Source organism: Bifidobacterium sp. wkB338 (genome assembly GCF_003688325.1).
GTDB lineage: Bacteria > Actinomycetota > Actinomycetes > Actinomycetales > Bifidobacteriaceae > Bombiscardovia > Bombiscardovia polysaccharolytica.
Genome location: NZ_NPOR01000038.1, coordinates 95516 through 121863 on the forward strand (window position 1 = coordinate 95516; position 26348 = coordinate 121863).

Consider the following 26348-nt stretch of genomic DNA (forward strand, 5'->3'; position numbering starts at 1 on the left):
GTGCACTCACCGGTCTTCGCGGGTGGATTCATGGGTTTTCTAGTGCTCAGACGCGACGGCGCTTGGGAGGACGAACGCCATTGTGTGCCTGTGGGGTCACATCCGAGATGGAACCGACCTCCAGGCCTGCGGACTGCAGGGAGCGGATGGCGGTCTCACGGCCCGAACCCGGGCCCTTGACGAAGACATCCACCTTCTTGACCCCATGCTCCATGGCCTTGCGGGCTGCGGATTCAGCGGCCATGCCCGCTGCGTAAGGAGTGGACTTGCGGGAGCCCTTGAAGCCTACGTCGCCGCCCGAAGCCCAGGCCACTACAGCACCGGAAGGATCGGTGATGGAGATGATGGTGTTGTTGAATGTTGACTTGATATGCGCCTGCCCGACCGGAACCGACTTGCGATCCCGACGACGAGGCTTGCGCGCGGCCTGCTTTGCTGCTGCCATTGATCCTCGTTTCCTTGTCACGAATAACGAATAACTGATTGCTAGTGCGAACCATCGGGGACCCTCATCCCCGCTTCGCATTCGGCCTTACTTGGTCGCCTTCTTCTTTCCGGCGACGGTGCGCTTGGGTCCCTTGCGGGTGCGGGCGTTGGTCTTGGTCCGCTGGCCGCGCACAGGCAGGCCCCGGCGGTGGCGCTGGCCCTGATAGCAATTGATTTGGATCTTACGGCGAATATCAGCGTCGATCTCACGACGCAGATCACCCTCGATCTTGTAGTTTCCCTCGAGGTAATCACGCAGCGTAATGAGCTGCTCGTCCGTGAGATCCTTGACGCGGGTGTCCGGATTCACTCCGGTCGCGGCAAGTGTTTCCTTGGCGCGAGTACGCCCCACACCGAAGATGTAGGTGAGGGCTATCTCTATGCGCTTCTCGTTGGGGATGTCGACTCCGGCAAGACGTGCCATTGCGATTCCTTTTTGCTCTACGCAGGTCGTGCACCGAGTCTTCCGGTCTCCCGGCCCGGGCCTGCGCACCCGGGGTTCAGCCTATCGGCTGTGACTCAGCGCCTTTGGTGTTCGTTGCCGCTGGGAATCCGCTCAGCCCTGGCGCTGCTTGTGGCGTGGGTTTTTGCAGATCACCATGACGCGGCCGTGACGACGAATCACGCGGCAGTTCTCGCAGATTCTCTTCACACTAGGGCTGACCTTCATGGTTTTCCTTTGCTTGTGTACCTTGTTACTTGTACCGGTACGTAATCCGTCCGCGGTTCAGATCATAGGGACTCATTTCGAGCACCACACGATCCTGGGGCAGAATGCGGATGTAATTCTTGCGCATCTTGCCGGAAATGGTGGCCAGCACCAGGTGCTTGTTCTCGAGCTCGACGCGGAACATCGCATTCGGGAGGGCCTCGACCACACGCCCTTCCACCTCGATCACACCATCTTTTGCCATAAGCCTTCTATCCGATCCTCGGCCGGTTACACGGCGCGCCGAAAGACACGCCAAATGGCAAGTATAGCATTGATGGACCCAAAATTGGGCAATAGCGTGTTGACACGACAAAAGGGCCGTCCGAACGGCTGTCGCTCAATCAGTATAGCAGTCGTTCAGACGGTCCGATAAGGACCCGAATCCCTCAGTCCTCAATGGCGATGTTCTGCGTGTTGTCAGCCGGCTCGATGCTGGTCTTGGGCAGGGTCACCTCGAGGGTGCCATTGGCGTAGTGAGCATGGATGTCCTCCTGGCGTACCTTGTCGCCCACATAGAAGCTGCGGGAGCAGGACCCGGTGTAACGCTCGCGCCGAATCCAACGGCCCTGATCGTCCTTGTCGCCCTGGTCGCTGTTCTTCTGCGCGGATACAATCAGGTAGCCGTCCTCAAGACGCAGGCCGATGTCCTTCTTGTCAAAGCCAGGCATGTCGATGGAGAGCTGGTACTGCCCGTCCTTCTCACGCACATCCGTGTTCATCAAGGGGCTGTTCAGCGCGTTCTTGGCGCTCTGACCCTGCCGACGCCCGTCACGCCAGTTGTTGAAGAAGGGATCGTCGAAGAAGTCGCCGAAGATCGAATTGTTCATCAATGCGGGAAACATAGCCATAATCACATCTCCTGATTCTCTAAGTCATCGTTTCTGCGGACCGGAACCCCAGACGGACACCCTGACCTGTCCTCCCGGGCTCCCTGCCCTTCACTTTGTCCAAACCGCGGGCCCCGGGTTCCATACCAGATGTTCACCCAAGGAATAAAAGTTGAGTCATGGAGACTCAACTTTCGCTACCGGACTTGATTACTCTTCTTTGTTCTCTCATTCTTCGGGCCTTGAATGACCACATGTTAGACATTACGGACCAAAATTCTTGTGACGTAACTTTGAGGCATTTACCATGGGATAAGATTCCGCCAGCCCCCGTAGGCTCTTGAGGGCGGACCCAATCGTATGTGGACCGGACGGACCGGCCATTCCTAGTCAAAGGAGCTCAGATGCTCACCAACGAATACATCAAGCGCGTATACCAGCAGGTTGAGAAGCGCGACGGCGACCAGCCGGAATTCCTGCAGGCTGTGCGTGAAGTCTTCTCCAGCCTGGAGCCCGTGGTGGAGCGGCATCCCGAGTATGAGGCCAACGGCGTGCTGGAGCGCCTGGTCGAGCCTGAGCGTGCAGTCAAGTTCCGTGTGGCCTGGACCGACGATCAGGGCCATGTTCAGGTCAACCGCGGTTACCGGATCCAATTCAATTCAGCAATCGGTCCCTACAAGGGCGGCCTGCGCTTCCACCCGACCGTGACCGAGTCGGTCATCAAGTTCCTGGGCTTCGAGCAGATCCTGAAGAATTCGCTGACCGGACTGCCCATGGGCGGTGCCAAGGGCGGATCCGACTTCGACCCCAAGGGCCGCTCGGATGCCGAAGTCATGCGCTTCTGCCAGGCCTTCATGACTGAGTTGCAGCGCCACATCGGGCAGTTCACCGACGTGCCCGCCGGCGACATCAACGTGGGATCGCGCGAGATCGGCTACCTGTTCGGTCAGTACAAGAGAATGCGGGACGAGTACTCGGGCGTGCTGACCGGCAAGGACCTGACCTTCGGCGGCTCCTTGGCCAGGACCGAGGCCACAGGCTATGGCCTGTGCTACTACACCCAGGAGGCCCTGCAGACACTGCGCAAGGATTCCTTCCAGGGTAAGACCGTCGTCATCTCCGGCTCGGGCAATGTGGCCATCTTCGCCATCGAAAAAGCCCAGCAGCTGGGCGCCAAGGTGGTGACGGCATCCGACTCCAACGGATACGTCTATGATCCCAACGGGATTGACCTTGATGTCGTCAAGGACATCAAGCTGGGTCACCGCGGCCGAATTCGCGAGTATGCGGACCGCGTGGACTCCGCTGAGTACCACGAGGGCTGCAAGGGCGTTTGGACCGTGCCCTGCGACATCGCCCTGCCCAGCGCCACACAGAACGAAATCGACGAGGAATCCGCAAAGACCCTGGTCGCCAATGGATGCACTGTAGTCTGCGAGGGCTCCAACATGCCATCCACCCCCGAAGCCATCCAGGTCTATCAGGACAACAAGGTGCTCTACGGACCTGCCAAGGCCGCCAATGCCGGCGGCGTCGCAGTCTCCGGTCTGGAGATGAGCCAGAACTCGCTGCGCCTGCAGTGGACCTTCGACGAGGTTGACCAGCGGCTCAAGGACATTATGGCTGGAATCTTCCAAAAGTCCTACCAGGCTTCCAAGGAATATGGTCATGAGGGCGACCTGATGCTGGGCGCCAATGTGGCCGGCTTCACCAAGGTTGCCGATGCCATGGTGGCTCAGGGCATCCTCTGAGATAGGCTCTAGATAGCACAATAAGGGGTCCGACCCGCTGAAATTGCAGGTCGGACCCCTTATTGTGCTTTAGCGGACAGCAGGACTCAGGCAACCAGCTTGTCGATGACCTCGGGATCAATCCTCTGACGCGGGTTGAAGTCCTTGGAGCCCAGATACCGATAGATGCTGGTCTGAAGGGCCCGAGCCTCCGGATATTCGGTCAGATTCTGCAGGCCCATGGAGGAGAGCAGAAGCCGGCCCTTACCGCAGCGGCATTCCAGCAGCTGTGTCATGGGTCGCAGGTAGGCGTAGCTGTCCATCTCGGTGATGATGGATTGATAGCGCTCAGGCAGGATGATGGCCCGCTGGGTGGCCATGGGCCACCACTGCCAGTCAGTATGCGAGTCGGTCGGAAAATCGGCAAAAATAGGGTGGTCGGCTTGAATGAACTGCCCCATGGTGCCGCTCTGGTCCTTGAATGTCCCCACTGACCAGAAGTCCGTGGAGAAATGGGCCTGAACGGATCTGGGCAGGGACTGGGCCGTGGAGTCAGGACTCAGATAGACTGTGCGTCCCTGGTCCAGGACCCGACGCGCCTGTTGGTCAAACCTCCTGGCCTCGTACAGACCGCCTGGCCGTTCAGGCTTGCTGTCCTGGTAGACCCAGACCGGATAGACATTGGTCACGCCGTCGATCTCCAAACTCAGACGGCAGCGTTGGTTGCCTTCAACGCCGTCCAGAGGCAGTTCGAAGGCTCCAAGATCGGTCAGCTTGCCCACCGGACAGGTGACCTGACGGAAGACACGCTCCAGATCAACCCCCTGGCCTTGCAACTGCAGCCTAAGATCACCCTGCAGCGTGCGTCGGCCGTAGTTGGCCACTTTGACCGTCCCTGAGAGCTTCTCCCGGCTGGTATAGGCATAGCGATCCATGACTGCCAGCGGCAACTGGTCGGTAAAGAAGGACCGGAAGCGTTCAGGACGGGCGAAGGGAAATCGCTTGGGGTGCAGATGGGCATCCATCATGCCCACCAGAGCCGTGCCCTGTCCGGGAAAGTCCTGCAGACCCAGCAGTGAAAGTCCCGACATGGAAGGGGTTCGCAGGACGGACTCCACCTCCTCCCGGTAGCAGATCCGCGACAGTTCGCCTGTAGCGGCCACCCATTCCAGCCAGGTGCGCTGATCCAGGCCAGATTCACGGACCCTGTCACGGATCATTGCGTAATTGTCAGGACGGGTGACCCCGGTGAACTCCTCGATCTCTCGGAAGTCAGGCAGCACTTCATACTGGCCGACCTCGAATCCATAGACCGGCACCTTGCACTCTTTGCGGACTGCCTGCATGGAGTCCTGGAAATTGTGTACAGTTCCCGGATGGGCAGCGTTGGTGGACCCGCGCATATTGGCGAAGCAGCAGCGCAGATCGTGGCCCTTGTAGGACTCTGATGTGTAGACCTCGTTGCAATCATCACTGCCCAGCTGTCCATAGTGCGGGTTGGACGAATTGGCGTACAGCCGGGTGTCGTCAATACTCCGGGCATCCTCGATAAGCTGAGCCATGCGCTGGTGGCCGGTCGCATCCGCAGACAGCTCGTTGCCCAGGGTGAGCATGACAAAGGAGGGATGGTTGGCCAGGAAGAGCAGCGTCTGCTCCAGTTCGGTGCGATAGTAGCGGTAACTCACATCCTCCTGGAAGGCATGATGGTAGTCCCAGTGGGAGAGCTCGGGCTGCATCATCATCCCCATCCGGTCCGCGGCGATGAAGGCTGCCTCGGGCGGGCAGTGTGAATGGAAGCGGACAACATTCACTCCGTATGACCGGTAGGCCTCCAGAATACGAATCCAGGAGCCCACGTCCATGGGCGGGAAGCCGGTCTGCGGAAACTCTGCGCAATTGGCCTCGCCTCGCAAGAAGAAGGCCCTGCCGTTCAGAGCCAGTCTCCCCTGCTCATCGGCTGCGAAATCACGGATACCGAAGTCCCTACTTACCCGCGAGAGCACCCTGGATCCGTCTGGCGGCAGGAGCTCGATTGCCATGCCATGCAAACAGCCCTGGTATTCGTCCCAGCGATCCGCATGGGCATCAAGCGGAAGATCGGGCCAGATCAGTGTTCGCCGCCCAGGTTCCAGGTCTGCAGCGACCTCCAGAGGCCGGGCCAGTGCATCGGAAGAGATCCTCAAGCGACCATGGAATCCTTGGCGCGAATCCACATCAGCCTCTACGGTCAGCGCATCGCCATGGGGGTAGGCACGAACGCTATCTACAAAAGTGTCCTCCTCCACACGCAGGCCAATGTTCCCGAGAAGCCCGTTCCAGTTGGTCTGGGTGTGGTCAGTTGCGGTCGAGGAATCCACGATGGCATCGTGAGGCATGCCCTGGTAGGCGTTGTCCGAATCCACCTGCAGCAGGTCATCGCCCGTCAGCAGTCCGGTCAGCTCGAAGACATGCGGCGTATTCAAGGTCTGAGGACGACAGGGCTCGACCAGGTGTTCTCCCACCCTGACCTCCAGGCGGCGAGCGCGCTCCACCTCGAAGAAGACCCTTCGCCCCGGCTGTGGAGACCATCTAATCTGTCGGGACAGCCTGACCGTCCCCTCAAAGGTGTGCCGCCTGGTCAGCCGAGAGCCGATGGGGCCGGGCTTGCCGCTGCCATAGTCATCAGACAGCTCCTGATCATCGTGTCCGAGTCCGTTGGTGTCCAGCGTACCTGGCAACAGGACGGTTCCCTGCAGCTCAGATGGGGACTGAACCCGCCAGGCTCCAGTCAATGCAACCTTGATCATGCTTTCCTCCCGGTAAGAATTGCCCTGTGGTCCAATTCATCAGTGAACAACCCGGCCTGAATATGGCCGGCATCCAGTTCCAGCACCTGCTTCAGGCACTCCCGAGCCTGGTCGATCTGCCCTATGCCGATGCGTGCCAGTGCCATCAGGTAGAGGCAATGAACCCGGTTCATACGGGTATAGTCCGCATCAAAGGTCAGGAAGTCGGGAAGGGAGACTGCGAAGTAGTCCTTCTCCACATGATCGTCCAAATGCTGCTCGCCAAAGTCCAGCAGCCGATAGTAGCAGGCGTTGGCCGGACCCTGCTCGCCAAGAGCCTGGTGGGCCAGCCCCTGGAAAAGGACCATCTCAGCAGGCTGGTCGTTGTAGTAGAGCGACTCCCCCACCTGCCCGGAGCCCAGGCAGGCCAGACGGAACTCCTGATCCGCAGCATCCTTGTCTCCTGCTGCTCGTCTGGCCAGCCCCAGATAGTAGTGAAGATCGTTGTCCTTCTGACCTTCCAGTTTGCCTTCGCCCAGGTTCTCCGGATAGGTCATGGCTCGTTCCAGCAGGTCCGCAGCACGGTCCCAGTCCTGGGCCGCCATGGCATCCTTGGCCATAAGCTTCAGCGAGATTCGGTATTGGGCGGTGATTTTGCCCTCACCGCCCTCCCAGGGATGGAAGCGCCGGCTGCTCATGAGCTGATAGGCCCGTTCGTAGCCGCCAGTCTGGTTGAGCAGGCTCAGGTATTCAATATAGAGATCGTCCCTGCGGGCCACAACCTCCGGATGCTTTGCAAATTCCGTCAGCCGACGGGCAAAGCTCCAGCCCATCAGCCTATGTAGCTGATCCCGCTCCAGAAAGACCCGGGCATCTTCGGGATCCAACCGGCAGGCGGTCTCGATTTCCTGGTCGGCGGCCTGCCAATCATGTTGTTTGTTGCCGTAGGCAATGGCCAAGTTGCGGTGAACAGTGGCGAAGTCGGGATCCAGCTGCCGGGAATGCTCCCAAAGCTTGATGGCCCGGTCCGTCAGAGACTTGTCGTAGTAGAGACAGCCCAGATAATAGGCTGCCTTGGGACCATCGACCGTGTCCATGGCCATCTGCAGCGGGGCAATATCATCCAGGGAATTGGGGAAGCAGTAGTCCGAAGGCGCCGCCTCAGCAGCCTGGAAGGCCTCAAGAGCTTGATCCTTCCGGCCCAGCAGGTGCAGATACCAGCCTTGATAATAAAGGACCATGGGCTGATGCTGATCGGCCTGGCCCAGCAGCTGCAGCGCCTCCTCATAGGCGCCGAACGCTGCGTAGTCGCGGGCCGCTCGCAGGAGGTTGAGGTAATCCCCGTGCATCAGTTTGAACAGCTCGTCCGGATCACCGCCTGCCAAGACCCGCTCGTATCCGGATACGAAGTCGAACCGATCCAGGGCCAGGTTCTCGCGCACCACTTGGTCCGCCTGATCCTGCCTGCCCAGCCGACGCAGCAGATAGGCCTTGAGCCCACGAGCCCTGATGTTGTCGGTATTGCGGGTCAAAGAGCACTGGACGAAGTCCAATGCCTGCTCCAACTGGCCGCGACATGCAGCGATGCAGGACAGGCAGAAGAAGGCCCCTTCCTTTTGGGCATCGTCCCAGGTGGCCTTGTAGAAGGCATCATAGGCCTCATCCGTTCGTCCTTGATAGCTCAAGGCGAGACCCAGATTGTAGTGGGCCTCGGAGTCGTAAGGCTGACTGTTGCGCCAGGTCAACCGCTTGATGGCTGTGCGGAAGTGCTGCTCGGCTCCGGCGAAGTCGCCGCGTCGAAGCAGAAGTCGACCGTAGGCGTTGTTGATGCGTGCATCACCGGGGTCACGCTTGAGCCCCTCCAGGTAGTAAGGATCAGGCCTGTAGGTGGCATGGCGGTACTGTTCCAGGTGCAGTCCGGTCAGCAGCAGCTCCTCGTTGGTGGCGATACGTTCCGGCTGATCGGCGGCCTGCGCCGGCTCGGGAATCTTGCCTCCGGCGGGTGGCTGCGGACGATAGCTGACCAGGAGCCGTCCTTGAGCGTCCTGAACTCGAGCCGTCAATGAAGTAGCCGGACGATTGCCTGTCCCGAATTCGGCCCTGACTTGATTGTCGGGTCCAAGGGTGCCCTGCCACTGGTAAAGGATGGATCCGTCATCGGCAGCGACCTGGACGCATGCATCCTTTTGAACCCGTGTGGCGTAGACGGTGACTCGCCCTTGCCCGGCCTTCAGCCCCTGGGCCTCGATACCCTCATGCTCGCCGGCAGCTCCGAAGGTCTGCTCGGGGCCGACTTCCAGGTTCAGGGCCGCATCCACGCTGGCGTTCTTGACCAGCCCAACCTGTTTGTAGGGCATGAAGTACTGGGTGAAGGTCTTGCCCTCGTATGGCTTGAGCCAGGTGAAGTCAGGCTGGTTGTCGGTGAAGACCCCGGTCATCAGCTCCACGTAGGGGCCATCGGCGTCGGTCAGATTGCGATCCCAGGCGTGGCCGAAGTCCCCGCAGCCCCAGGTCCATTGCTTTTTGCCTGGCGAGATGTGATGGTCAGCCACATGCAGAATGCCCGCCTGCCGGGAGAAATCGTAGCCGCCAACGAAGTCATAGTCCGAGTGTGCCGCCATATATGAGGTCGGTACCGGCACATTCTTGTAACGGCTGATGTCCACTCCTTGGGAGTAGTCGTGCTTGTAGTAGGTTCCCGTGGCGATCGGATAGCGGGAGACGTCGCGTTTGCCATGGTCCATGACTGCAGTGACATCGGGTGGCATGACGGTCCTGGTGTGCTCGTTGACCGCCACGGCCGGGTTGGCCCACCAGAGGAAGGATTGGGGCAGGGGCGTGCCGTTGTAGAGCCGGGCCGAGATTTCAATGACGCTGATCCCGGGATGCAGGGCGATGGTGGTGGTGACCTGGGTGCCGTAGATGCGGTCGGTATCGTGGCAGACCACCGCCTTGCCCCCGTCCGGCAGATCCTTCAGCGTACAGTCCACCGGAAGGAAGGTACTGGGCCGGTGGTGCTGCGGCCAGTTGAACTCGATGCCCCCGGAGATCCAAGGGCCCGTCAGGCCTACCAAAGCAGGCTTGATGACCCGATTGCGGTAGACGAAGTCATAGTCGTTGGTCTTGTCCCGAGCATACTGAATGCGTCCGCCCAGCTCAGGCAGGACGGTCACCTCCAGGTATTCATTCTCCAGGATGACCGCCTTGTAGTCCTGATCCTTGCATTCATCCGAGATGGTCTCGATGACCGGGTAAGGATAGACCCGTCCCGAAGAGCCCTGATAGACTCGATTTTCGATAAATTGCGGATTCTTGTCCGGTTTTCCGATCCCGTAGGTGGGAATCGTAAGCTTTTCGACCTTTACTGTGACGCCCATGGTCATCAGCCCCTTGTCTGCTCAGCAAAACTGTATATATTTGCTCTCAGTCTATAGTCGGAATTGGCCCTCGGAACTGTATAAATTGTTTAAAAATATTAAAAAATTGCTACTAGGCCAGCACTTGTCGAACTTGGGACGACTGCAGAAAATGGTCGAATGCATATACAGGAAAGGGGTCGGCCCATCGCTGACCGACCCCCTACACTAACGTCGCTTAATGCTGGATCATGCCTTTGGCAATCCTGGAGAGCCCTACTCCAGTTCCAAGGCTCCGGTGTAGAGCTGGTAGTACTCGCCATGCTTGGCTATCAGCTCATCGTGATTGCCACGCTCGATGATTCGCCCATGGTCCAGGACCATGATCACATCAGAGTTGCGAACCGTGGAGAGCCTATGGGCAATGACGAAGACCGTCCTGCCGCGCATCAGCGCGTCCATGCCCTGCTGGACCACCTCCTCGGTCCTGGTGTCGATTGAGGAAGTGGCTTCGTCCAGGATCATGGCCGGGGGATCCGCCACAGCCGCCCTGGCAATGGAGATCAGCTGACGCTGACCTTGCGACAATCCGCTTCCATCCCCCTCGAGAACGGTCTGGTAGCCCTGGGGAAGCATGCGGATAAAGCTGTCAGCGTTGGTCATTTTGGCGGCTTCGATGCACTCCTGATCAGTGGCATCCAAACGTCCGTAGCGGATGTTGTCCAGGACTGTGCCGGTGAAGAGGTTGACGTCCTGAAGGACGATGCCCAGGGAACGGCGGAGGTCAGGCTTGCGGATGTTCCTCACATCGATCCCGTCATAGAGGATCTGCCCCTGTTGGATGTCGTAGAAGCGGTTGATCAGGTTGGTGATCGTGGTCTTGCCAGCACCAGTGGCGCCGACCAGAGCAACCTTTTGCCCAGGCTTGGCGAACCAGGTGATGTCGTGCAGGACAGGCTTGCTCGGGTCATACCCGAAGCTGACGTCGGTGAATCGCACATCCCCTTGCAAGAGGGTGTATCGCCCATCAGGAGAGGTGATTGCCTGATCCTTGGCCTTCAGGGCCACATCTCGGGCATCGCCGGGAAGCTTCATGGCGGCCTCCAGCGAGCGCCTGCCATCGTCATCTGCCTCACGCTTCCAAGCCCAGTGCCCTGTTTCGTGGTCGACAGGGGTCATGGTCCGGCCGTCCGAGGCCAGCTCGACGCTGACCAATCTGACCGTACCCTGGTCTGATTCAACAGGCTGGTCCATCAGGTCGAAGATCCGCGAGGCTCCGGCCAAGGCCATCATGACCATGTTGAACTGCATGGAGACCTGGCCGATGGGGTTTATGAAGGAGCGGGATAGGGTCAGAAGGGAGACGATGGTTCCCAGGGTCAGCGGCCCTGCCCCGGTCAGTCCTACGTTGCCCATGCCCGCGATGCCGGCCAGCCCGCCTACGATTGCCAGAATGACATAGAGCAGGTAGCCCATGTTGCCCACGACCGGCATGGTGACATTGCCGTAGGTGTTGGCCTGGGCCGAGGCCTGGAAGAGCTCCTCATTCCGCGCTTCGAAGACCTTGGCGGTGGCATTCTCGTGGTTGAAGACCTTGATGACCTTCTGCCCGTTGACGGCCTCTTCAACGAAGGCGTTCACCTGGCCCAGATAGCGCTGCTGGTGAACGAAGTACCGGCCGCTTCGGGTGACCAGAACCCGGACCACCACAATCAGGACCGCCGCAAAGACCAGGGTCAGGACGGTGAAGGGAATGGAGAGCCAGAGCATGGAGATCAAGGCTGCCAGGGCGGACAAAACCGAGGAGACCATCTGCGGGAAGGACTGGGAGATGGCCTGGCGGAGGGTATCCGTGTCGTTGGTGTAGCGGCTCATGGTGTCGCCGTGCTCATGGGTGTCGAAAAAGCCGATGGGCAGCTCCTGCTGGTGGGCGAACATCTGGTCGCGGATGGTTTTCAATGTGCCCTGTTCCACCTTGACAATCAGCCAGTTCCAGAACCAGGAGCAGAAGGTCCCCACCGCATAGAGGCAGCCCATCAGGATCAGGGTTCTCATCAGCGGTCCCCAGTCAGGGTTGGCGGCCCCGACCAGCGGCAGGATGTAGTGATCGATCAGTGGCTGAAGGAAGAAGGCCGATGCGGCTTGGGCCCCGGCGCTGACAATGATGCAGACTACGATCACCACCAGCTGCCAGCGGTAGGCCAGCAAGTAGCTGAAGATGCGACGGGTCGTCCCCGGCGCGGCCTTGTCCAAGCGGGGCTTGCGGTCCTTGAATGATCCGTCACTCATGGTCCTTGTCCTCCTCGCTCTGGTTCCTGGTCTGTGATTCGTAGATGGATCGGTACTCCTGACATGTTCGCAGAAGCTCCTGGTGGGTGCCCTTGTCGAGAATCCTGCCCTCTTCCAGGACCACGATCATGTCAGCGTCCTCCACAGAGGCCAGACGCTGGGAGATGATGATCTTGGTGGTATCGGGAATCTCCTGGCTGAAGGCCCGGCGGATCAGCTGGTCGGTCTTGGTGTCCACGGCGCTGGTTGAGTCATCCAGAATCAGGATGTCAGGTTTCTTCAGAAGGGCACGTGCTATGCACAGACGCTGTCGCTGACCACCAGAGAGGTTGGTGCCGCCCTCATCCAGGTAGGTCTGATACCCATCGGGAAACTCCCGCACGAAACCGTCAGCCTGGGCCAGAGTGCAGGCGCGCACCAGATCTTCGTCCGAAGCATCAGGATTGCCCCAGCGCAGGTTCTCGGCGATGGTCCCGGTGAAGAGGACATTCTTCTGAAGCACCATGGCCACCTGGTCGCGCAGGACGGTCAGGTCGTACTGGCGCACATCCACCCCGCCCACCTGGAGAGACCCTTCGGTCACGTCGTAGAGACGGGGTATGAGCTGGACCAGGCTGGACTTGGAGGAGCCGGTCCCGCCCACGATGCCCAGGGTCGATCCCGAGGGAACGTCCAGATTGATATGGCTCAGAACGGGACGTTCGGACCGATCCGAGTAGCGGAAGGTCACATCCTGGAAGCTTATGGAGCCGTCGGCCACCTTCATAACCGGCTTGGCGGGATCATGCACGGTGCTGACCTCGTCCAACACCTGGCAAATGCGCTCCGCCGAGGCCTGGGAGATGACGACCATGACCACGATCATGGAGACCATGTTCATGGCCATCATGATCTGGATGGCATAGGTGACCAAGGCAGTCAGATCGCCCGTGGTCAGTCCCAGGGCCGCATTGTTCCCGGATGCCACGATCTGGGAGGCACCCATCCAGGATATGACCAGCAGAGAGGCGTAGATGCAGAAGTTCAACAGCGCTGGGTTCAGGCTCATGATTCTCTCGGCCTTGCAGAAGGCCCGGTAGATGGCCAGAGAAATACCGTTGAATTTGCGCTCCTCGTAGTCTTCCCGGTTGTAGGACTTGACCACTCTGATGCCCTGAAGATTCTCGTCCACCACATTGTTGAGGTGGTCGTAGGTGTGGAAGACCCGCTCAAAGATGGGGTGCACCAGCAGGGACAGACCGATCAGCCCGAAGCCCAGGATGGGGATGGCGATCAGGAAGACCAGGGATATGGGCCTGGAGATCTTATAAGAAAAGAGCCAGGCGACGATAACCATGATCGGCGCCCTGACCCCGACCCTGATGACCATCTGATAGGCGTTCTGCAAATTGGTCACATCGGTGGTCAATCTGGTGATGATGGAGCCGGTAGAGAAGCGGTCGATGTTGGTGAAGCTGAAGGACTGCACCTTGGCGAAGAGGTCGCTGCGGACATTCTTGGCCAGGCCGGAAGAGGCGATGGCCGCATACCGCCCGGACATGAACCCGGAGAAGAGGGAGACGGCCGAGCAGGCCAGCAATATCAACCCGAATTTGAAGATGGCCGGCATGGACCTCCCCGAGACTCCTTGGTCGATCAGGGAGGCCATGATGGTCGGAATCACAATTTCAAGGACGCTCTCCAGAAAGACGAAGGCTGGAGCTAGAAAACTGGCCTTCCGGTATTCGCGCAGTGAGCGCAGAATGGTTCGGATGGTGTGCTTCGGACGCGCTGGTTCCTGTTTATCCGATCTGACCACGGATGCCGTAGACCCCTTCAAGTGGACCTCTTCTGTTTCTCTTGATTTCTCTATCTTTTACGGCCAATCACCGACATACAATACCCCCCGGAAGAGGGTCTGAATGCAACTAGGCTATCATCCTCTCCGCCAGAGTTGGGCGGACGTGCGGGGATTTCCGCCCTCCACAAAAAGAAGCTGTCAAGCCCCCTGGGGCCATGCAGCTTCTATGCTTGGGTTAGTCTTAGCAGCGAGCTGTGCCAGTGTGTTCTGAACAAGGCCTTCTTACGGTTGATTCAGCTGGCGACAACCCTTTCGCCTGACGGCTATGAATTAGCGCTTGTCCAGCTGCGCGATAATCTCCTTGGATATCTGCTCGACCGCTCCCTGACCATCCACTGCGACCAGAAGGCCACGGGACTTATAGGTGTTCAGCAGGGGTGCGGTCTCCTTGGCATAGATATCCAGACGCTTGGCGATGGCCTCGGGGGTATCGTCTGCTCGCCCCTCTTCCTTGGCCCGCTTGGCGATGCGCTGCATAAGCACGTCATGGTCGGCGTCCAAGGCCACCACAGCCGTCAGCGGAGTGTCAAGCTCTTTGAGCATCTTGTCCAGGGCCTCGACCTGGGAAGCCGAACGGGGGTAGCCGTCCAGAATCCAGCCCTGGGCGGCGTCGTCCATGCCAAGACGGTCCTTGACGATCTTATTGGTCAGCTCGTCTGGAACCAGCTCACCCTTGTCGGTGTAGACCTTGGCCTGCTTGCCCAGCTCAGTTCCGTTCTTCAGGTTGTATCGGAAAATGTCGCCGGTGGAGATGGCCGGAATCCCGTAATGCTTGCTGAGCAAGGCCGCTTGCGTGCCCTTGCCAACACCTTGAGGTCCCATGATCAACAGTCGCTGTGCCATTCCCTATCCTTTGCTCGATGTTCTATGTTCTTGACTCTTTGGTCCCGGACGGCCTTAGCCGTCTTTGCCGGGCAGAACCCTCATTTACGTATGCTAGCGGCTACCCGACCCAATACAGGTTCCACTTACTGAACCCATGCAAACTGTCTTCCCGCGACACAAAAAGAATCCGGCCCCTTGCCACCAAGGGCCAGGGCCGGACCTTCATTTGTTTTAATCTGACAGCACTTGCAGGTGCTTAAGTTAGGGTCAGCCTTCCTTGTGGTCGCCCTCCAGCAGGAAACCAGTGTACTGGAACTGCTCGGTCTGGGCCCTGGCCTGACGCAGGGTGTCCAGGCCGACGCCGGCGATAATCAGGATGGTGGTGCCGCCGAAGGGCAACTTGGAGTTGATCTTCAGCAACATGATCAGCACCGTGGGTATCAGCGCCACGAAAAGCAGATAGATGGCGCCGACTGTATTCAGCCGATTCATCACGTATGACAGGTACCGGCTGGTGGCGCGTCCGGCCCTGATACCGGGGATGAAACCGCCGTACTCCTTCATGTTGTCGGCCGTCTCATCGGGGTTGAAGGTGATGGAAGTGTAGAAGAAGCAGAAGAAGACGATCATGACCGAGTAGAGCACGATGTACCACACCGAGGTGGTGTTGGCCATGTTGGCATCAATCCACTTGACCCAGCTCTGTTCAGGCTTGCCGAACTGGGCGATGAGGGTGGGAATAGCCAGAATGGATGAGGCGAAGATAGGAGGAATCACGCCTGACATATTGATCTTGAGTGGCAGATAGGTTGAGGATCCGCCATACATCTTGCGACCGATCATCCGGCGGGTGTACTGGACGGGTATGCGGCGCTGAGCCAGCTCAACATAGTCCACCAGTATCAGAATGACCACCAAGACAGTCACAACGATGCCGAACTTGACCCAGTCGCCGTTCTTGCCGTTGGTGCCCCAGCCGATGTTCCAGAGCTGAGGCAGGAAGCCAGAGCAGATGGAGATGAAGATCAGGACGGACATACCGTTGCCAATGCCCTTGTCAGTAATCAGCTCGGCCATCCACATGATCAGGCCTGTGCCGCCGGTCATGATCAGGACCATGACCACCAGGTTCCAGACCGAGCTGTCAGGGATAACCTGCTGCTGGCATGCCCCGTTGAAGAGCGCGCCGTTGCGGGCAGTGACCAGAATAGTGGTGGACTGCAGCACCGCCAGGCCGATGGTCAGATACCTGGTGTACTCAGTCAGCTTGGCCTCGCCGGACTGACCTTCCTTGTGCAGAGCTTCAAAGCGTGGAATGACCACACGCAGCAACTGCACCACGATGGATGCGGTGATGTAGGGCATGATGCCTAGTGCGAAGATGGACAGCTGCAGCAGAGCCCCGCCCGAGAACAGGTTGACCAGGCCGATGAAGTCCTCATTGCCGGCTGTGGTGATGCACTTCTGCACGGCAGGATAATCCACACCTGGGGTAGGTATGAACGACCCGATGCGATAGATGATGATGATGCCAAGAACAAAGAGGATTTTCTTCCTCAACTCCTTGGTCTTGAAGGCCTGGATTAACGTCCTCACCTAAGTTCCCTCCCTACGCGCCCGCGCGTTGGTCCCGGTGCATCGCACCTTATTGCTCCGACCAGCTTAACCGATGGCTCCGTCAAATCACGACGGCAACCTGGCCGGAAACGAATTCCGGCCCTCGCCCGCTTGGAGCGGGGAGGGCCGGAATCATCTGCCTTGCGGTCTGTCCCCTATGAGTGTCAGTCCTCAGAGACGGTCCCGCCTGCGGCTTCTATCTTGCTTTTGGCCGAGGTCGAGGCCTTTACACCCTTGAGGGTGAAAGCAGCCTTGACATCGCCATCACCCAAGACCTTGACGGGGTGGCCCTTGCGGACCGCTCCCTTGTTGACCAGATCCTCGACAGTGACCTCGCCGCCATTGGGGAAGAGTCCTTCCAGAGCACCCAGGTTGACCACCTGGTACTCCTTCTTGAAGGGACTCCTGAACCCACGCAGCTTGGGCAACCGCATGTACAGGGGCAGCTGGCCGCCTTCAAAGCCCGGACGGACTTGGTAGCGTGCCTTGGTGCCCTTGGTGCCACGACCGGAGGTCTTGCCCTTGGAACCCTCGCCGCGACCCACACGGATGCGGTCACGCTTGGCACCCGGAGCAGGACGCAGGTCATGCATCTGCAGGATGGTGGGCTCTTGCTTCTCGCTGGCCATAATCAGTCTGCCTCCTCTACGTTCACCAGGTGGCGGACCTTGTCGGCCATTCCCCGGTAGACGGGGGTGTCCTCACGCAGGACTGTCTGGCCGATCTTGTGAAGGCCCAGAGACCTGACGTTCTCCTTCTGGCGGTCGGTGGCATGAGCCACGCCCTTGACCAGGGTGATCTTGATCTGCTTGGTCATCACTCACCTGCCTTCGACTGCTCGTCAGCCTTGGCCTTGGCCTCTTCGCGCTCCTTGCGCTCGTCGGCGATGCCGGCGGCACGTGCGCGCAGGAGGGAGTCAGGGGCGACCTCCTCCAGGGGCAGACCACGGCGTGCCGCGATCTCCTCAGGCTCCTCCAGCTGCTTCAGGGCAGCTACAGTGGCCCGCACCATGTTGACGGCCGTGGCCGAGCCCATGGACTTGCTCAGAATGTCGGTGATACCGGCGCACTCCAGGACGGCGCGGACAGGACCACCGGCGATAACGCCGGTGCCTGGTGCTGCAGGCCGCAGGAGAACAGTACCAGCCGCATCGTGGCCAATCACCGGATGGGTCACGGTGCCGCGGATGCGGGGAACGGTGAACATGTGCTTCTTGGCGTCCAGCTGACCCTTGGAGATAGCTGCGGGGACCTCACGGGACTTGCCGTAGCCAACACCCACAGTGCCCTTGCCGTCGCCCACGACCACCAGAGCCGCGAAGCTGAAGGTTCGGCCGCCCTTGTGGACCTTGGAGACACGGTTGATGGTCACGACCCTGTCGAGCATGTCGTCACGCTCGTCGCGGTCGCGGCGGCCACGACGGCCATCCCTACGGCCGTCACGGGAGCCGCCCCGACGACCGCCGCGGCGATCATCGTTCCGGTCGTTGCGGTCCCTTCTGCCACCCTGGCTGGACTGAGTGTTTGTGGAATCTTCAGTCACCTGGGTTGTTTCCTTTGTCGTTTCGTTGTCGCTCACAGTGCCAAACCTCCCTCACGGGCGCCTTCCGCAACCGCTGCGACCCTTCCGTGGTACTTGTTGCCACCACGGTCGAAGACCACGGTGGTGATGCCAGCCTTCTTGGCCTTGGCCGCGATCTGCTCGCCTACCTTGCGGGCGGCCTCGGTCTTGGTGCCCTTGAAGGAGCCGTAGTCCGAAGCCATGGTCGACTCGCTGACCAGGGTGACGCCCCTGGTGTCGTCGACGATCTGGGCGATCATGTTGCGGTTGGTCCGTGTGACCACCAGACGGGGACGCTCTGCCGTGCCGGATACATGCTTGCGCAGACGGGCATGGCGGCGCAGACGGGCGATCTTCTTGCCTTTGCCTAGTATCGAGACCGTCATATCACTTACCAGCCTTTCCAGCCTTGCGCAGGATGTGCTCGTCGGCGTATTTGATGCCCTTGCCCTTGTAAGGCTCGGGAGCACGCAGGGCGCGGATGTTGGCCGCAGCCTGGCCGACAGCCTGCTTATCGATGCCGGAGACGACCACTTCGTTGGCGTTCGGTGTCTCGAAGGTGATGCCCTCCGGGGGGTCGACAGTGATGGTATGCGAGTAGCCCAGCGAGAACTCCAGGGACTTACCCTTAGCAACCACTCGGTAGCCTGTGCCGACGATCTGCAGGTGCTTGCTGTAGCCCTTGGAGACGCCCTCGACCATGGATGCCACAATTGAGCGGCTCAGGCCATGCTTGGCCTTGGTGGTGCGGTTCTCGTCGGCGGGGGTCATGATGATCTCATTACCCTCGACTTTGCCGGTGATGCCCTCGGGCAGCGTGCACCCGTCGGAGCCCTTGGGACCCTTCGCGGTGAATTCCTGGCCCTTGAAGGCCACCTCCACACCTGCCGGAACGGCGATGGGGAGCTTACCAATATGCGATGCCATGTTCAGCTCTCCTTTCTCACCATACGTAGGCGACGATTTCGCCGCCGATGCCCCTGTCGAGGCATTCCTTCTGGGTCATCAGTCCCGAGCTGGTCGAGATGATGGCGATTCCCAGCCCGCCCAGCGGCATGGGCAGGGAATCCGATTTGGCATAACGGCGCAGACCGGGCTTGGAGACACGCTTGATTCCCTGAATGGACTGGCGTCCATCGGGACCGTACTTGAGCGTGATCTCCAGATCCTGCCCGACGCGCGCCTCCTTGGCGCGGTAATCGGCGATAAAGCCTTCGCGCTTGAGAATCTGCGCGATATTCGCCTTGAACTTGGAGTACGGCATGTCGACTGTTTCATGCTTGGCCGCACTCGCATTACGCAGACGTGTCAGCATGTCTGCGATGGGATCTGTCATTGTCATGTGGGCTTATGCCCTTCCTCGCCGTGGTTTCCGCCGCCGGGCAGCAATCTGCCTCGACCGCGGACCTTCAGCGTCGATCTTTACCAACTGGACTTCGTCACACCCGGCAGCTCGCCACGATGAGCCTTCTCACGAAGGCAGATGCGGCACAGGCCGAACTTGCGATAGACGGAATGAGGACGACCGCAGACCTGGCAGCGCGTGTAGCCACGCACCTTGAACTTCGGCTTGCGTGCCGCCTTGTTTCTCAGAGCGGTTTTTGCCATATCAGTTCTCCTTGAAGGGGAAGCCCAGCTGCTTGAGCAGCGCCCGGGCCTCCTGATCGTTCTTGGTGGAGGTCACCACTGTGATATCCATACCACGCTGGTGATCGATCTGATCAGGATCGATCTCGTGGAACATGGACTGCTCCGTGAGACCGAAGTTGTAATTGCCCTGGCCGTCAAACTGACGGTCGCTGATGCCGCGGAAGTCGCGGATGCGGGGCAGAGCCAGGGTCAGCAGTCGATCCAGGAACTCCCACATGCGCACGCCACGCAGGGTGGCGAAAGCGCCGATGACCTGTCCCTCACGCAGGTGGAACTGCGCCACGGACTTCTTGGCCTTGGTGATCTTGGGCTTCTGGCCGGTGATGGCCGTCAGATCCTTGACTGCACCCTCGATCAGTTTGGAGTCGCGTGCCGCGGCACCCACGCCCATGGAGACCACGACCTTCTCGATCCTGGGCACCTGCATGGGGTTGGAGAACTTGAACTCCTTCTCCATCTCGGGCACGATGTTCTCGCGGTACTGCTGCAGCAAACGAGGGACTGCCGGTGCTTCAACGGTGGTATCGCTCATGACAGCTCCTTGCCTGACTTCTTGGCGAAGCGGGTGCGCACGACCTTGACCTTGCCGTCACGCGCCTCCTCCTTGATGTTCACGCCGATGCGAGTCGGCTTCTTGGTCTCCGGGTCGATGACCATCACATTGGAGCGATGGATGGGCGCCTCGGTCGGGACAATGCCCGACTCCTGACCCTGCTGGGTGGCCCGCACATGCTTCTTGACGATCTGAATACCCTCGACGATCAGGCGGTCATTGGGCAGAATCCGCAGAACCTTGCCCTCCTTGCCGCGATCCTTGCCGCGGATGACCTTGACCTGGTCGCCTGTCTTGATTTTGGCTACCACTTCAGATCACCTCCGGTGCCAGGGACACGATCTTCATGAAGCGCTTGTCGCGCAGCTCACGACCGACCGGTCCGAAGATACGAGTGCCGCGGGGCTCACGACCGGTGCCGAGGATGACCGCCGCGTTCTCGTCGAACTTGATGTAGGAGCCGTCATGGCGACGGTGCTCCTTTACGGTACGGACGACAACCGCCTTGACGACCTCGCCCTTCTTGACCGACCCGCCGGGAATGGCATCCTTGACGGTGGCGACGATCACATCGCCAATGCCGGCATAGCGTCGCTTCGACCCGCCGAGCACGCGGATGGCCAGGATCTCCTTGGCACCCGTGTTGTCGGCGACCTGAAGCCGCGATTCCTGCTGAATCATTGATTCTCCTTAGCCGCGCTGGTTCTCCGCAGACACCCCGCGCCAGGGCGGGATGAAATGCGGAGCCTGGCCGAACTTGTTACTTGGCGCGCTCGACGATGGAGTCGAGACGCCAGCGCTTGGTCTTGCTCAGAGGACGGGTCTCCATGATACTCACGAAGTCGCCCACATGGGCCTCGTTCTTCTCATCATGGGCCTTGACCTTGCGGTTGCTGCGGACGACCTTGCCGTACAGGGGGTGGGTCGAACGCTGCTCCAGCTCTACGGTGATGGTCTTGTCCATCTTGTCGGACACGACGTAGCCGCTGCGAACCTTGCGGAAGTTGCGCTCCTGCTTGTCAGCCATGCTTACTTCTCCTCAGCTTTGCTCTCGGCCTTTGCTTCGGCGGGCTCCTGGCTGATGCCCAGCTCGCGCTCACGCAGGACGGTGTACATCCTGGCGATGTCGTGCTTGACGGCCTTGAGGCGGGAGGTGTTCTCCAGCTGACCGGTGGCCGACTGGAAGCGCAGGTTGAACAGCTCTTCCTTGGACTTCTTCAGGAAATCCTCGATCTCCGCATTGGTCTTTTCATTCAGATTCTTGATGGAATACTCGGCTGTTCCGACTGACATCAGATGTCACCGCCTTCACGTGCAATAATCCGGCACTTCATGGGAAGCTTGTCAGTAGCGCGGCGAAGGGCCTCGCGGGCCACATCCTCGCTCACGCCGCCGATCTCGAAGAGCACCCGGCCGGGACGGACGTTGGCCACCCAGAACTCGGGCGCACCCTTGCCGGAACCCATTCGGGATCCCAGGGCGTGCTTGGTCAGGGGACGATCTGGGAAGACCGTGATCCAGACGCGGCCGCCACGCTTGATGTACCGGGTCATGGCGATACGGGCCGCCTCGATCTGCCGGTTGGTCAGGTAGGCCGGAGCCAGAGCCTGGATGCCGTAATCGCCGAAAGCGATCTCGTTGCCGCCCTTGGACATGCCCGAACGACCCGGACGATGTTGCTTGCGGTATTTAGTCCTCTTTGGGATAAGCACGGCTCACTCCTTTGCTTCGGTTGCGACGGGGGCCGAGGCGGTCTGCTCCTGAGCCGCCGCCGGCGGCGCGGCCACACCGCTGTTTTGCTTGGCTGCATCCTGCTCGCGGCGAGTCCGTCCCTCGGAGGGACGGACGCCACGGCGAGGACGACGATCCCCGCGCCGACCGGGGCGGTTATTCTGCTGAGCCTGCTGCTCCTCGAACTGACGCTCAGTCATGTCGCCCTTGTAGATCCAGACCTTGACGCCGATACGGCCGTAGGTGGTCCTGGCCTCGAAGAAGCCGTAGTCGATCAGGGCGCGCAGAGTCTGCAGGGGCACACGGCCCTCACGGTAGAACTCCGAACGGCTCATCTCGGCTCCGCCCAGGCGGCCGGAAAGCTTGATCCTGATACCCTTGGCGCCGGCCCGCATGGCATCCTGCTGAGCCTTTCGCATGGCCCGGCGGAAGGTGACGCGGTTGGTCAGCTGCTCGGCGATGCCCTGAGCCACCAGCTGGGCATCAATGGAGGCATTCTTGACCTCGAAAATGTTCAGCTGGACCTGCTTGCCAGTGATCTTCTCCAGCTTGGCACGCACGCGCTCGGCCTCGGCTCCGCGACGACCGATGACGATGCCTGGCCGGGCGGTGTGGATGTCGACGCGCACACGGTCGCGGGTCCGCTCGATGACGATCTTGGAGACGCCTGCGCGCTCCAGATCCTTGTTCATCTCCTTGCGGATCTTGTCGTCCTCAAGAACGAAGTCGCTGTAACGCTCCCCCGCCTTGTTGGAGTCGGAGTACCACTTGCTGCGGTGCTCCTCAGTGATGCCGAGTCGGTACCCAAACGGGTTGATCTTCTGCCCCATTATCGGGCTCCTTCCTTGTCGGCCACCACGACGGTGATGTGGCTGGTCCGCTTGTTGATGCGGGCAGCACGACCCTGGGCGCGGGCGCGGAACCGCTTCAAGGTGGTGCCCTCGTCCACGTAGGTCTCCCGAACCACCAGCTCGTTCTCGCGGAAGGGCTGGTTGGCCTTGTCCGCCTTGACACGCGCGTTGGCGATGGCGCTCTCCAGGCACTTGCGGACCGGAACGGCCGCGTCCTGTGGGGCGAACTTCAGAATGGTCACGGCCTCGGTCGCCTGCTTGCCTCGGATGAGGTCGACGACGCGGCGAGCCTTGCGAGGCGTCACGCGAACGTGACGTGCAATTGCCTTAGCTTCCATGTGTCTCTACTCTCCCTCGCCTCAGCGGCGTGCTTTCTTGTCGTCCTTCACGTGACCCCTGAAGGTCCGGGTGGGGGCGAACTCGCCGAGCTTGTGGCCGACCATGGCCTCGGTGACGAAGACCGGGACATGCTTGCGGCCATCGTGCACAGCGAAAGTGTGCCCGATGAAGTCCGGGGTGATCATGGAACGACGGGACCAGGTCTTGATGACGTTCTTGGTGCCCTTCTCGTTCTGCTCGTCGACTTTCTTCTGCAAGTGGGCGTCGACGAATGGGCCCTTCTTGATGCTACGAGTCATCTTTCCGACACTCCCTTACTTGCGGTTCTTACCATTTGGACGACGACGCACGATCATCTTGTTGGAGGCCTTCTTGGGCCTACGGGTGCGGACCTCGCCCTTGCCCCAGGGAGACACTGGCGGCTTGCCGCCACGAGTGCGTCCGCCATGCGGGTGGTCGACCGGGTTCATGGATTCACCACGGGTGATGGGCCGGCGGCCCATCCAGCGGGCACGTCCAGCCTTGCCGAGCTGGACATTGGCGTGGTCGTTGTTGCCGACCTCGCCCACTGTTGCACGGCAACGGGAATCGACGTTGCGAATCTCGCCGGAGGGCATACGCAGCTGGGCGTAAGCCCCGTCCTTGGCCACCAGCTGGACGGCAGCACCGGCCGAACGGGCGATCTTGGCGCCACCCAGAGGCCGCAGCTCGATGGCGTGGACGATGGTGCCGGTGGGGATGTTGCGCAGAGGCAGGTTGTTGCCGGGCTTGATGTCGGCCTGGGGACCGGTCTCGATGACGTCACCCTGCTTGATGCCCTGCGGGGCGATGATGTAGCGCTTCTCGCCGTCTGCGAAGTGCAGAAGGGCAATGCGGGCCGAGCGGTTGGGATCGTATTCGATCTCAGCCACCTTGGCGGGCACGCCGTCCTTGTCCCAGCGACGGAAGTCGATGAGACGGTACTGGCGCTTGTGCCCGCCGCCGCGGTGGCGGCTGGTGACGCGACCATAGGAGTTGCGTCCGCCGGTCTTGCTCAGCTTGCGGACCAGCGACTTCTCGGGCTTGGAGCGCGTGATTTCGGCGAAGTCCGAAACCGAGGCGTTGCGACGGCCCGCGGTCGTCGGCTTGTATGTACGGATAGCCATAATCTAGTTCTTCCTTAACTTTTCTCGGCTAGCCTTCAGTTGTTGGTACCGAAGACATCGATCGACTGGCCCTCGGCCACCTTGACGATGGCGCGCTTCTCGGCGGCGCGGCGACCCCAGCCCGTACGGGTCCGGGTCCGCTTGCCCTGCCGATTGAGGGTGTTGACCGATGTGACCTTCACGTTGAAGATCTGCTCGATGGCCTGCTTGATGGCAACCTTGTTGGCATCAGGGTCCACCACGAATGTGTACTGGCCGCGGTCCGAGTTGGCGTAGCTCTTCTCGGAGACGACCGGGCGCAGAATGATGTCGTGCGCTGGCTTATGAATAGCTGCCATAAAAATCAGGCCTCCTTGACGGTCTCGGACTTGGCGCCGCCCTTGACGGCCAGGAAGGCATCAAAGCCATCCTTGCTGAAGACGACATCCTCTGCCGTGACCACATCGTAGGTGTTGAGCTGATCGGCGAAGAGGACATGGACGGTGGGCAGGTTCCTGACGGAGAGCCACTCGTTGATGTTCTCACGGGACAGCACGACGGTGGTGAATCTGTTGTCGACCAGGGGCAGCAGGGCTGCCTTGGCTGCCTTGGTGGACGGGGTCTCGCCGATGCCGAAGTCGACCACGTGCACACGTCCGGCGTTGACCCGATCGGACAGGACGTAGCGCAGGGCTGCGGCCTTCATCTTCTTGGGGGTGCGCTGGGAGTAGTCACGCGGCTGCGGGCCGTGGACAATGGCGCCACCGGTCCACTGGGGAGCGCGGATGGAGCCCTGACGAGCACGACCGGTGCCCTTCTGCTTCCAAGGCTTGCGGCCGCCGCCGGAGACGGTGGACCGGGTCTTGACCGAATGCGTGCCCTGGCGGGCTGCAGCCAGCTGGGCGACGACCACCTGGTGGATCAGCGGCACGTGTGAGCGGACATCCTCCTCGGCAATGCCGAAGATCTGCTCGGGTGCATCCACTGTCCCGGTGTTCTTGCCCTGGGCGTCGGTGATGTTCAGAGTCAACTTAGCCATGGTTTCAGGCTCCCTTCACTGCCGAACGAACCAGGACGATGGCGCCGCGGGGCCCGGGCAGGGCACCCTTGATGGCGATGACGCCCTTCTCGGCATCTGCGGAGACGATGGTCAGATTCTGGACGGTCGAGGTGTCGTGACCCATGCGGCCGGCCATCCGCTTGCCCTTGAGGATGCGGCTGGGCGTGGCGCAGGCGCCCACTGAACCGGGACGGCGCTCGTTCTTGTGCGAGCCGTGGGTGCGGCGGTAGGACTTGAAGCCCCAGCGCTTGATGGTGCCGGCAAAGCCCTTGCCCTTGGTGGTGCCGGTCACGTCGACCTCGCTGCCCTCGGGCAGCAGGTCCAGGCCCAACTCCTGGCCGGGCTGATAGCTGTCGGCATCGGCGGTGCGAACCTCGACCAGATGACGACGCGGGGTCACTCCAGCCTTGGCGAAGTGGCCAGCCAGCGGCTTGGTCACCTTGGTGGGGTCGATCTGTCCGTAGCCGATCTGGATGGCCTGGTAGCCGTCCTTCTCCTGATTCTTGACCGCGGTCACCACGTTGGTGGATACATCCACCAGGGTCACCGGGACGAAGAAGCCGTTCTCGTCCCAGACCTGGGACATGCCCAGCTTGCGGCCCAGGAGAGCCTTGCGGTTCCTCTGCTCTTCAGCCATGCGGTTTCCTCCTCCCCTACAGCTTGATCTCGATGTTGACGTCCGCCGGCAGATCGATGTGCATCAGCGAATCCACTGCCTTGGGCGTGGGATCCACGATGTCGATCAGGCGCTTATGGGTGCGCATCTCGAAGTGCTCGCGGGAGTCCTTGTACTTATGAGGAGAACGGATGACGACATACACGTTCTTCTCAGTCGGCAGCGGAACGGGGCCAACCACAGTTGCGCCCGCGTTCGTCACCGTCTCGACGATTTTCTTCGCCGATTGGTCGATGACCTCATGGTCATAGGACTTTAGCCTGATGCGGATTTTCTGTCCCGCCATTGCCGTCCGCCCTTTCTAGCGATCTATGAACTGATTACCCAGTCTGTTTCGAGGGCACGGAACGACGGCCA

At 60.4% G+C, this 26348-nt stretch carries 33 protein-coding genes; 1 reads left to right on the forward strand and 32 read right to left on the reverse strand.

What is annotated here, in order from left to right; genetic code table 11:
* Positions 1-46: 46 nt before the first annotated feature.
* From rpsK to CI603_RS07165, 5 genes are all read right to left on the reverse strand, one after another.
* Positions 47-445 (reverse strand): 30S ribosomal protein S11, encoded by a 399-nt coding sequence (gene rpsK / locus CI603_RS07145; RefSeq protein WP_015022328.1) that lies wholly within the window; start codon positions 443-445, stop codon positions 47-49.
* An 87-nt stretch (positions 446-532) separates the two neighbouring features.
* Positions 533-910, reverse strand: coding sequence for a 30S ribosomal protein S13 (gene rpsM / locus CI603_RS07150; protein WP_015022329.1), 378 nt, complete (start codon positions 908-910; stop codon positions 533-535).
* 132 nt (positions 911-1042) lie between these two features.
* Positions 1043-1156, reverse strand: a complete 114-nt coding sequence (rpmJ, locus tag CI603_RS07155) for a 50S ribosomal protein L36 (protein WP_015022330.1) — start codon at positions 1154-1156, stop codon at positions 1043-1045.
* A 25-nt stretch (positions 1157-1181) separates the two neighbouring features.
* Positions 1182-1400 (reverse strand): translation initiation factor IF-1, encoded by a 219-nt coding sequence (infA, locus tag CI603_RS07160; RefSeq protein WP_015022331.1) that lies wholly within the window; start codon positions 1398-1400, stop codon positions 1182-1184.
* Between the two features lie 184 nt (positions 1401-1584).
* Positions 1585-2046 carry an Hsp20/alpha crystallin family protein gene (locus tag CI603_RS07165; RefSeq protein WP_046323294.1) on the reverse strand — a complete coding sequence of 154 codons (462 nt, stop codon included), beginning with the start codon at positions 2044-2046 and terminating at the stop codon, positions 1585-1587.
* A 383-nt stretch (positions 2047-2429) separates the two neighbouring features.
* Between CI603_RS07165 and gdhA the strand changes: the two genes are divergently transcribed.
* Positions 2430-3776 (forward strand): NADP-specific glutamate dehydrogenase, encoded by a 1347-nt coding sequence (gene gdhA / locus CI603_RS07170; protein ID WP_121913597.1) that lies wholly within the window; start codon positions 2430-2432, stop codon positions 3774-3776.
* A gap of 86 nt (positions 3777-3862) precedes the next feature.
* On the opposite strand, the gene CI603_RS07175 is transcribed toward gdhA, so the two are convergent.
* From CI603_RS07175 to rpsJ, 27 genes are all read right to left on the reverse strand, one after another.
* Entirely contained in the window at positions 3863-6541 is a 2679-nt protein-coding gene (locus CI603_RS07175; protein ID WP_121913598.1) for a glycoside hydrolase family 2 TIM barrel-domain containing protein, read from the reverse strand.
* Complete coding sequence (locus CI603_RS07180) at positions 6538-9897, reverse strand: DUF5107 domain-containing protein (RefSeq protein ID WP_259465511.1); 3360 nt, start codon at positions 9895-9897, stop codon at positions 6538-6540. The genes CI603_RS07175 and CI603_RS07180 overlap by 4 nt, the downstream gene beginning before the upstream one ends.
* A 255-nt stretch (positions 9898-10152) precedes the next feature.
* Complete coding sequence (locus tag CI603_RS07185) at positions 10153-12165, reverse strand: ABC transporter ATP-binding protein (protein ID WP_121913600.1); 2013 nt, start codon at positions 12163-12165, stop codon at positions 10153-10155.
* Positions 12158-13963 (reverse strand): ABC transporter ATP-binding protein, encoded by a 1806-nt coding sequence (locus tag CI603_RS07190; RefSeq protein WP_332468232.1) that lies wholly within the window; start codon positions 13961-13963, stop codon positions 12158-12160. Before CI603_RS07190 ends, CI603_RS07185 begins: the two co-directional genes overlap by 8 nt.
* Positions 13964-14275: 312 nt before the next feature.
* Positions 14276-14848: an adenylate kinase gene (locus CI603_RS07195; RefSeq protein ID WP_121913602.1), complete on the reverse strand. Its 573-nt coding sequence runs from the start codon at positions 14846-14848 to the stop codon at positions 14276-14278.
* Between the two features lie 249 nt (positions 14849-15097).
* The gene (secY, locus tag CI603_RS07200) at positions 15098-16426 is read right to left on the reverse strand and encodes a preprotein translocase subunit SecY (protein WP_110413369.1); all 1329 of its coding nucleotides are present in this window, start codon (positions 16424-16426) and stop codon (positions 15098-15100) included.
* A 185-nt stretch (positions 16427-16611) separates the two neighbouring features.
* A complete protein-coding gene (rplO, locus tag CI603_RS07205; RefSeq protein WP_110413370.1) occupies positions 16612-17076 on the reverse strand; it encodes a 50S ribosomal protein L15 in 465 nt (154 codons plus the stop codon).
* Between the two features lie 2 nt (positions 17077-17078).
* Positions 17079-17264 carry a 50S ribosomal protein L30 gene (rpmD, locus tag CI603_RS07210; RefSeq protein WP_045924814.1) on the reverse strand — a complete coding sequence of 62 codons (186 nt, stop codon included), beginning with the start codon at positions 17262-17264 and terminating at the stop codon, positions 17079-17081.
* Positions 17264-18025, reverse strand: coding sequence for a 30S ribosomal protein S5 (gene rpsE / locus CI603_RS07215; RefSeq protein ID WP_029678063.1), 762 nt, complete (start codon positions 18023-18025; stop codon positions 17264-17266). The genes rpmD and rpsE overlap by 1 nt, the downstream gene beginning before the upstream one ends.
* Positions 18022-18393, reverse strand: coding sequence for a 50S ribosomal protein L18 (gene rplR / locus CI603_RS07220; protein WP_015022343.1), 372 nt, complete (start codon positions 18391-18393; stop codon positions 18022-18024). The genes rpsE and rplR overlap by 4 nt, the downstream gene beginning before the upstream one ends.
* A gap of 1 nt (position 18394) precedes the next feature.
* Entirely contained in the window at positions 18395-18934 is a 540-nt protein-coding gene (gene rplF / locus CI603_RS07225) for a 50S ribosomal protein L6 (protein ID WP_121913603.1), read from the reverse strand.
* Positions 18935-18950: 16 nt separating this feature from the next.
* Positions 18951-19349 (reverse strand): 30S ribosomal protein S8, encoded by a 399-nt coding sequence (rpsH, locus tag CI603_RS07230; RefSeq protein ID WP_024626787.1) that lies wholly within the window; start codon positions 19347-19349, stop codon positions 18951-18953.
* Positions 19350-19429: 80 nt separating this feature from the next.
* Positions 19430-19615: a type Z 30S ribosomal protein S14 gene (locus CI603_RS07235; protein WP_015022346.1), complete on the reverse strand. Its 186-nt coding sequence runs from the start codon at positions 19613-19615 to the stop codon at positions 19430-19432.
* 1 nt (position 19616) lies between these two features.
* Positions 19617-20189, reverse strand: a complete 573-nt coding sequence (gene rplE, locus CI603_RS07240; RefSeq protein WP_121913604.1) for a 50S ribosomal protein L5 — start codon at positions 20187-20189, stop codon at positions 19617-19619.
* Entirely contained in the window at positions 20186-20521 is a 336-nt protein-coding gene (gene rplX / locus CI603_RS07245; RefSeq protein WP_015022348.1) for a 50S ribosomal protein L24, read from the reverse strand. Before rplX ends, rplE begins: the two co-directional genes overlap by 4 nt.
* A gap of 1 nt (position 20522) precedes the next feature.
* Positions 20523-20891, reverse strand: coding sequence for a 50S ribosomal protein L14 (gene rplN, locus CI603_RS07250; protein ID WP_015022349.1), 369 nt, complete (start codon positions 20889-20891; stop codon positions 20523-20525).
* 79 nt (positions 20892-20970) lie between these two features.
* The gene (rpsQ, locus tag CI603_RS07255; protein WP_015022350.1) at positions 20971-21237 is read right to left on the reverse strand and encodes a 30S ribosomal protein S17; all 267 of its coding nucleotides are present in this window, start codon (positions 21235-21237) and stop codon (positions 20971-20973) included.
* A 2-nt stretch (positions 21238-21239) separates the two neighbouring features.
* On the reverse strand, positions 21240-21503 hold the full coding sequence (gene rpmC, locus CI603_RS07260) for a 50S ribosomal protein L29 (RefSeq protein ID WP_015022351.1): 264 nt from the start codon (positions 21501-21503) through the stop codon (positions 21240-21242).
* The gene (gene rplP, locus CI603_RS07265) at positions 21503-21922 is read right to left on the reverse strand and encodes a 50S ribosomal protein L16 (protein WP_015022352.1); all 420 of its coding nucleotides are present in this window, start codon (positions 21920-21922) and stop codon (positions 21503-21505) included. Before rplP ends, rpmC begins: the two co-directional genes overlap by 1 nt.
* Positions 21923-21925: 3 nt before the next feature.
* Positions 21926-22771 (reverse strand): 30S ribosomal protein S3, encoded by an 846-nt coding sequence (gene rpsC, locus CI603_RS07270; protein ID WP_029678066.1) that lies wholly within the window; start codon positions 22769-22771, stop codon positions 21926-21928.
* Positions 22771-23130: a 50S ribosomal protein L22 gene (rplV, locus tag CI603_RS07275; RefSeq protein ID WP_015022354.1), complete on the reverse strand. Its 360-nt coding sequence runs from the start codon at positions 23128-23130 to the stop codon at positions 22771-22773. Before rplV ends, rpsC begins: the two co-directional genes overlap by 1 nt.
* Positions 23131-23151: 21 nt before the next feature.
* A complete protein-coding gene (gene rpsS, locus CI603_RS07280) occupies positions 23152-23430 on the reverse strand; it encodes a 30S ribosomal protein S19 (RefSeq protein WP_015022355.1) in 279 nt (92 codons plus the stop codon).
* A 15-nt stretch (positions 23431-23445) separates the two neighbouring features.
* Positions 23446-24276 carry a 50S ribosomal protein L2 gene (gene rplB / locus CI603_RS07285; RefSeq protein ID WP_015022356.1) on the reverse strand — a complete coding sequence of 277 codons (831 nt, stop codon included), beginning with the start codon at positions 24274-24276 and terminating at the stop codon, positions 23446-23448.
* A 35-nt stretch (positions 24277-24311) separates the two neighbouring features.
* Complete coding sequence (gene rplW, locus CI603_RS07290) at positions 24312-24614, reverse strand: 50S ribosomal protein L23 (protein WP_015022357.1); 303 nt, start codon at positions 24612-24614, stop codon at positions 24312-24314.
* Positions 24615-24619: 5 nt separating this feature from the next.
* Positions 24620-25294, reverse strand: coding sequence for a 50S ribosomal protein L4 (gene rplD, locus CI603_RS07295; RefSeq protein WP_015022358.1), 675 nt, complete (start codon positions 25292-25294; stop codon positions 24620-24622).
* Positions 25295-25298: 4 nt separating this feature from the next.
* Entirely contained in the window at positions 25299-25952 is a 654-nt protein-coding gene (gene rplC / locus CI603_RS07300) for a 50S ribosomal protein L3 (protein WP_015022359.1), read from the reverse strand.
* A 16-nt stretch (positions 25953-25968) separates the two neighbouring features.
* A complete protein-coding gene (gene rpsJ, locus CI603_RS07305; protein ID WP_006295278.1) occupies positions 25969-26277 on the reverse strand; it encodes a 30S ribosomal protein S10 in 309 nt (102 codons plus the stop codon).
* Positions 26278-26348: the final 71 nt, after the last annotated feature.

Bases quoted from the DNA above. Each gene is read 5' to 3' on its own strand.
- CI603_RS07180 (WP_259465511.1), bottom strand. From the start codon at position 9,897: ATGGGCGTCACAGTAAAGGTCGAAAAGCTTACGATTCCCACCTACGGG.
- rpsM (WP_015022329.1), bottom strand. From the start codon at position 910: ATGGCACGTCTTGCCGGAGTCGACATCCCCAACGAGAAGCGCATAGAG.
- rplF (WP_121913603.1), bottom strand. From the start codon at position 18,934: ATGGCATCGCATATTGGTAAGCTCCCCATCGCCGTTCCGGCAGGTGTG.
- CI603_RS07175 (WP_121913598.1), bottom strand. From the start codon at position 6,541: ATGATCAAGGTTGCATTGACTGGAGCCTGGCGGGTTCAGTCCCCATCT.
- rplN (WP_015022349.1), bottom strand. From the start codon at position 20,891: ATGATTCAGCAGGAATCGCGGCTTCAGGTCGCCGACAACACGGGTGCC.
- gdhA (WP_121913597.1), top strand. From the start codon at position 2,430: ATGCTCACCAACGAATACATCAAGCGCGTATACCAGCAGGTTGAGAAG.
- rpsS (WP_015022355.1), bottom strand. From the start codon at position 23,430: ATGACTCGTAGCATCAAGAAGGGCCCATTCGTCGACGCCCACTTGCAG.
- rplV (WP_015022354.1), bottom strand. From the start codon at position 23,130: ATGGAAGCTAAGGCAATTGCACGTCACGTTCGCGTGACGCCTCGCAAG.
- rpmD (WP_045924814.1), bottom strand. From the start codon at position 17,264: ATGACCAAGCAGATCAAGATCACCCTGGTCAAGGGCGTGGCTCATGCC.
- rplD (WP_015022358.1), bottom strand. From the start codon at position 25,294: ATGGCTAAGTTGACTCTGAACATCACCGACGCCCAGGGCAAGAACACC.
- rplO (WP_110413370.1), bottom strand. From the start codon at position 17,076: ATGGCCAGCGAGAAGCAAGAGCCCACCATCCTGCAGATGCATGACCTG.
- rplC (WP_015022359.1), bottom strand. From the start codon at position 25,952: ATGGCTGAAGAGCAGAGGAACCGCAAGGCTCTCCTGGGCCGCAAGCTG.
- rpmC (WP_015022351.1), bottom strand. From the start codon at position 21,503: ATGTCAGTCGGAACAGCCGAGTATTCCATCAAGAATCTGAATGAAAAG.
- rpsQ (WP_015022350.1), bottom strand. From the start codon at position 21,237: ATGGCTGACAAGCAGGAGCGCAACTTCCGCAAGGTTCGCAGCGGCTAC.
- rpsC (WP_029678066.1), bottom strand. From the start codon at position 22,771: ATGGGGCAGAAGATCAACCCGTTTGGGTACCGACTCGGCATCACTGAG.
- rplR (WP_015022343.1), bottom strand. From the start codon at position 18,393: ATGACGGTCTCGATACTAGGCAAAGGCAAGAAGATCGCCCGTCTGCGC.
- CI603_RS07235 (WP_015022346.1), bottom strand. From the start codon at position 19,615: ATGGCAAAAACCGCTCTGAGAAACAAGGCGGCACGCAAGCCGAAGTTC.
- rpsJ (WP_006295278.1), bottom strand. From the start codon at position 26,277: ATGGCGGGACAGAAAATCCGCATCAGGCTAAAGTCCTATGACCATGAG.
- rplW (WP_015022357.1), bottom strand. From the start codon at position 24,614: ATGGCAGCTATTCATAAGCCAGCGCACGACATCATTCTGCGCCCGGTC.
- CI603_RS07195 (WP_121913602.1), bottom strand. From the start codon at position 14,848: ATGGCACAGCGACTGTTGATCATGGGACCTCAAGGTGTTGGCAAGGGC.
- rpsK (WP_015022328.1), bottom strand. From the start codon at position 445: ATGGCAGCAGCAAAGCAGGCCGCGCGCAAGCCTCGTCGTCGGGATCGC.
- CI603_RS07165 (WP_046323294.1), bottom strand. From the start codon at position 2,046: ATGGCTATGTTTCCCGCATTGATGAACAATTCGATCTTCGGCGACTTC.
- rpmJ (WP_015022330.1), bottom strand. From the start codon at position 1,156: ATGAAGGTCAGCCCTAGTGTGAAGAGAATCTGCGAGAACTGCCGCGTG.
- infA (WP_015022331.1), bottom strand. From the start codon at position 1,400: ATGGCAAAAGATGGTGTGATCGAGGTGGAAGGGCGTGTGGTCGAGGCC.
- rplE (WP_121913604.1), bottom strand. From the start codon at position 20,189: ATGAGCGATACCACCGTTGAAGCACCGGCAGTCCCTCGTTTGCTGCAG.
- rpsH (WP_024626787.1), bottom strand. From the start codon at position 19,349: ATGACAATGACAGATCCCATCGCAGACATGCTGACACGTCTGCGTAAT.
- CI603_RS07185 (WP_121913600.1), bottom strand. From the start codon at position 12,165: ATGAGTGACGGATCATTCAAGGACCGCAAGCCCCGCTTGGACAAGGCC.
- rplB (WP_015022356.1), bottom strand. From the start codon at position 24,276: ATGGCTATCCGTACATACAAGCCGACGACCGCGGGCCGTCGCAACGCC.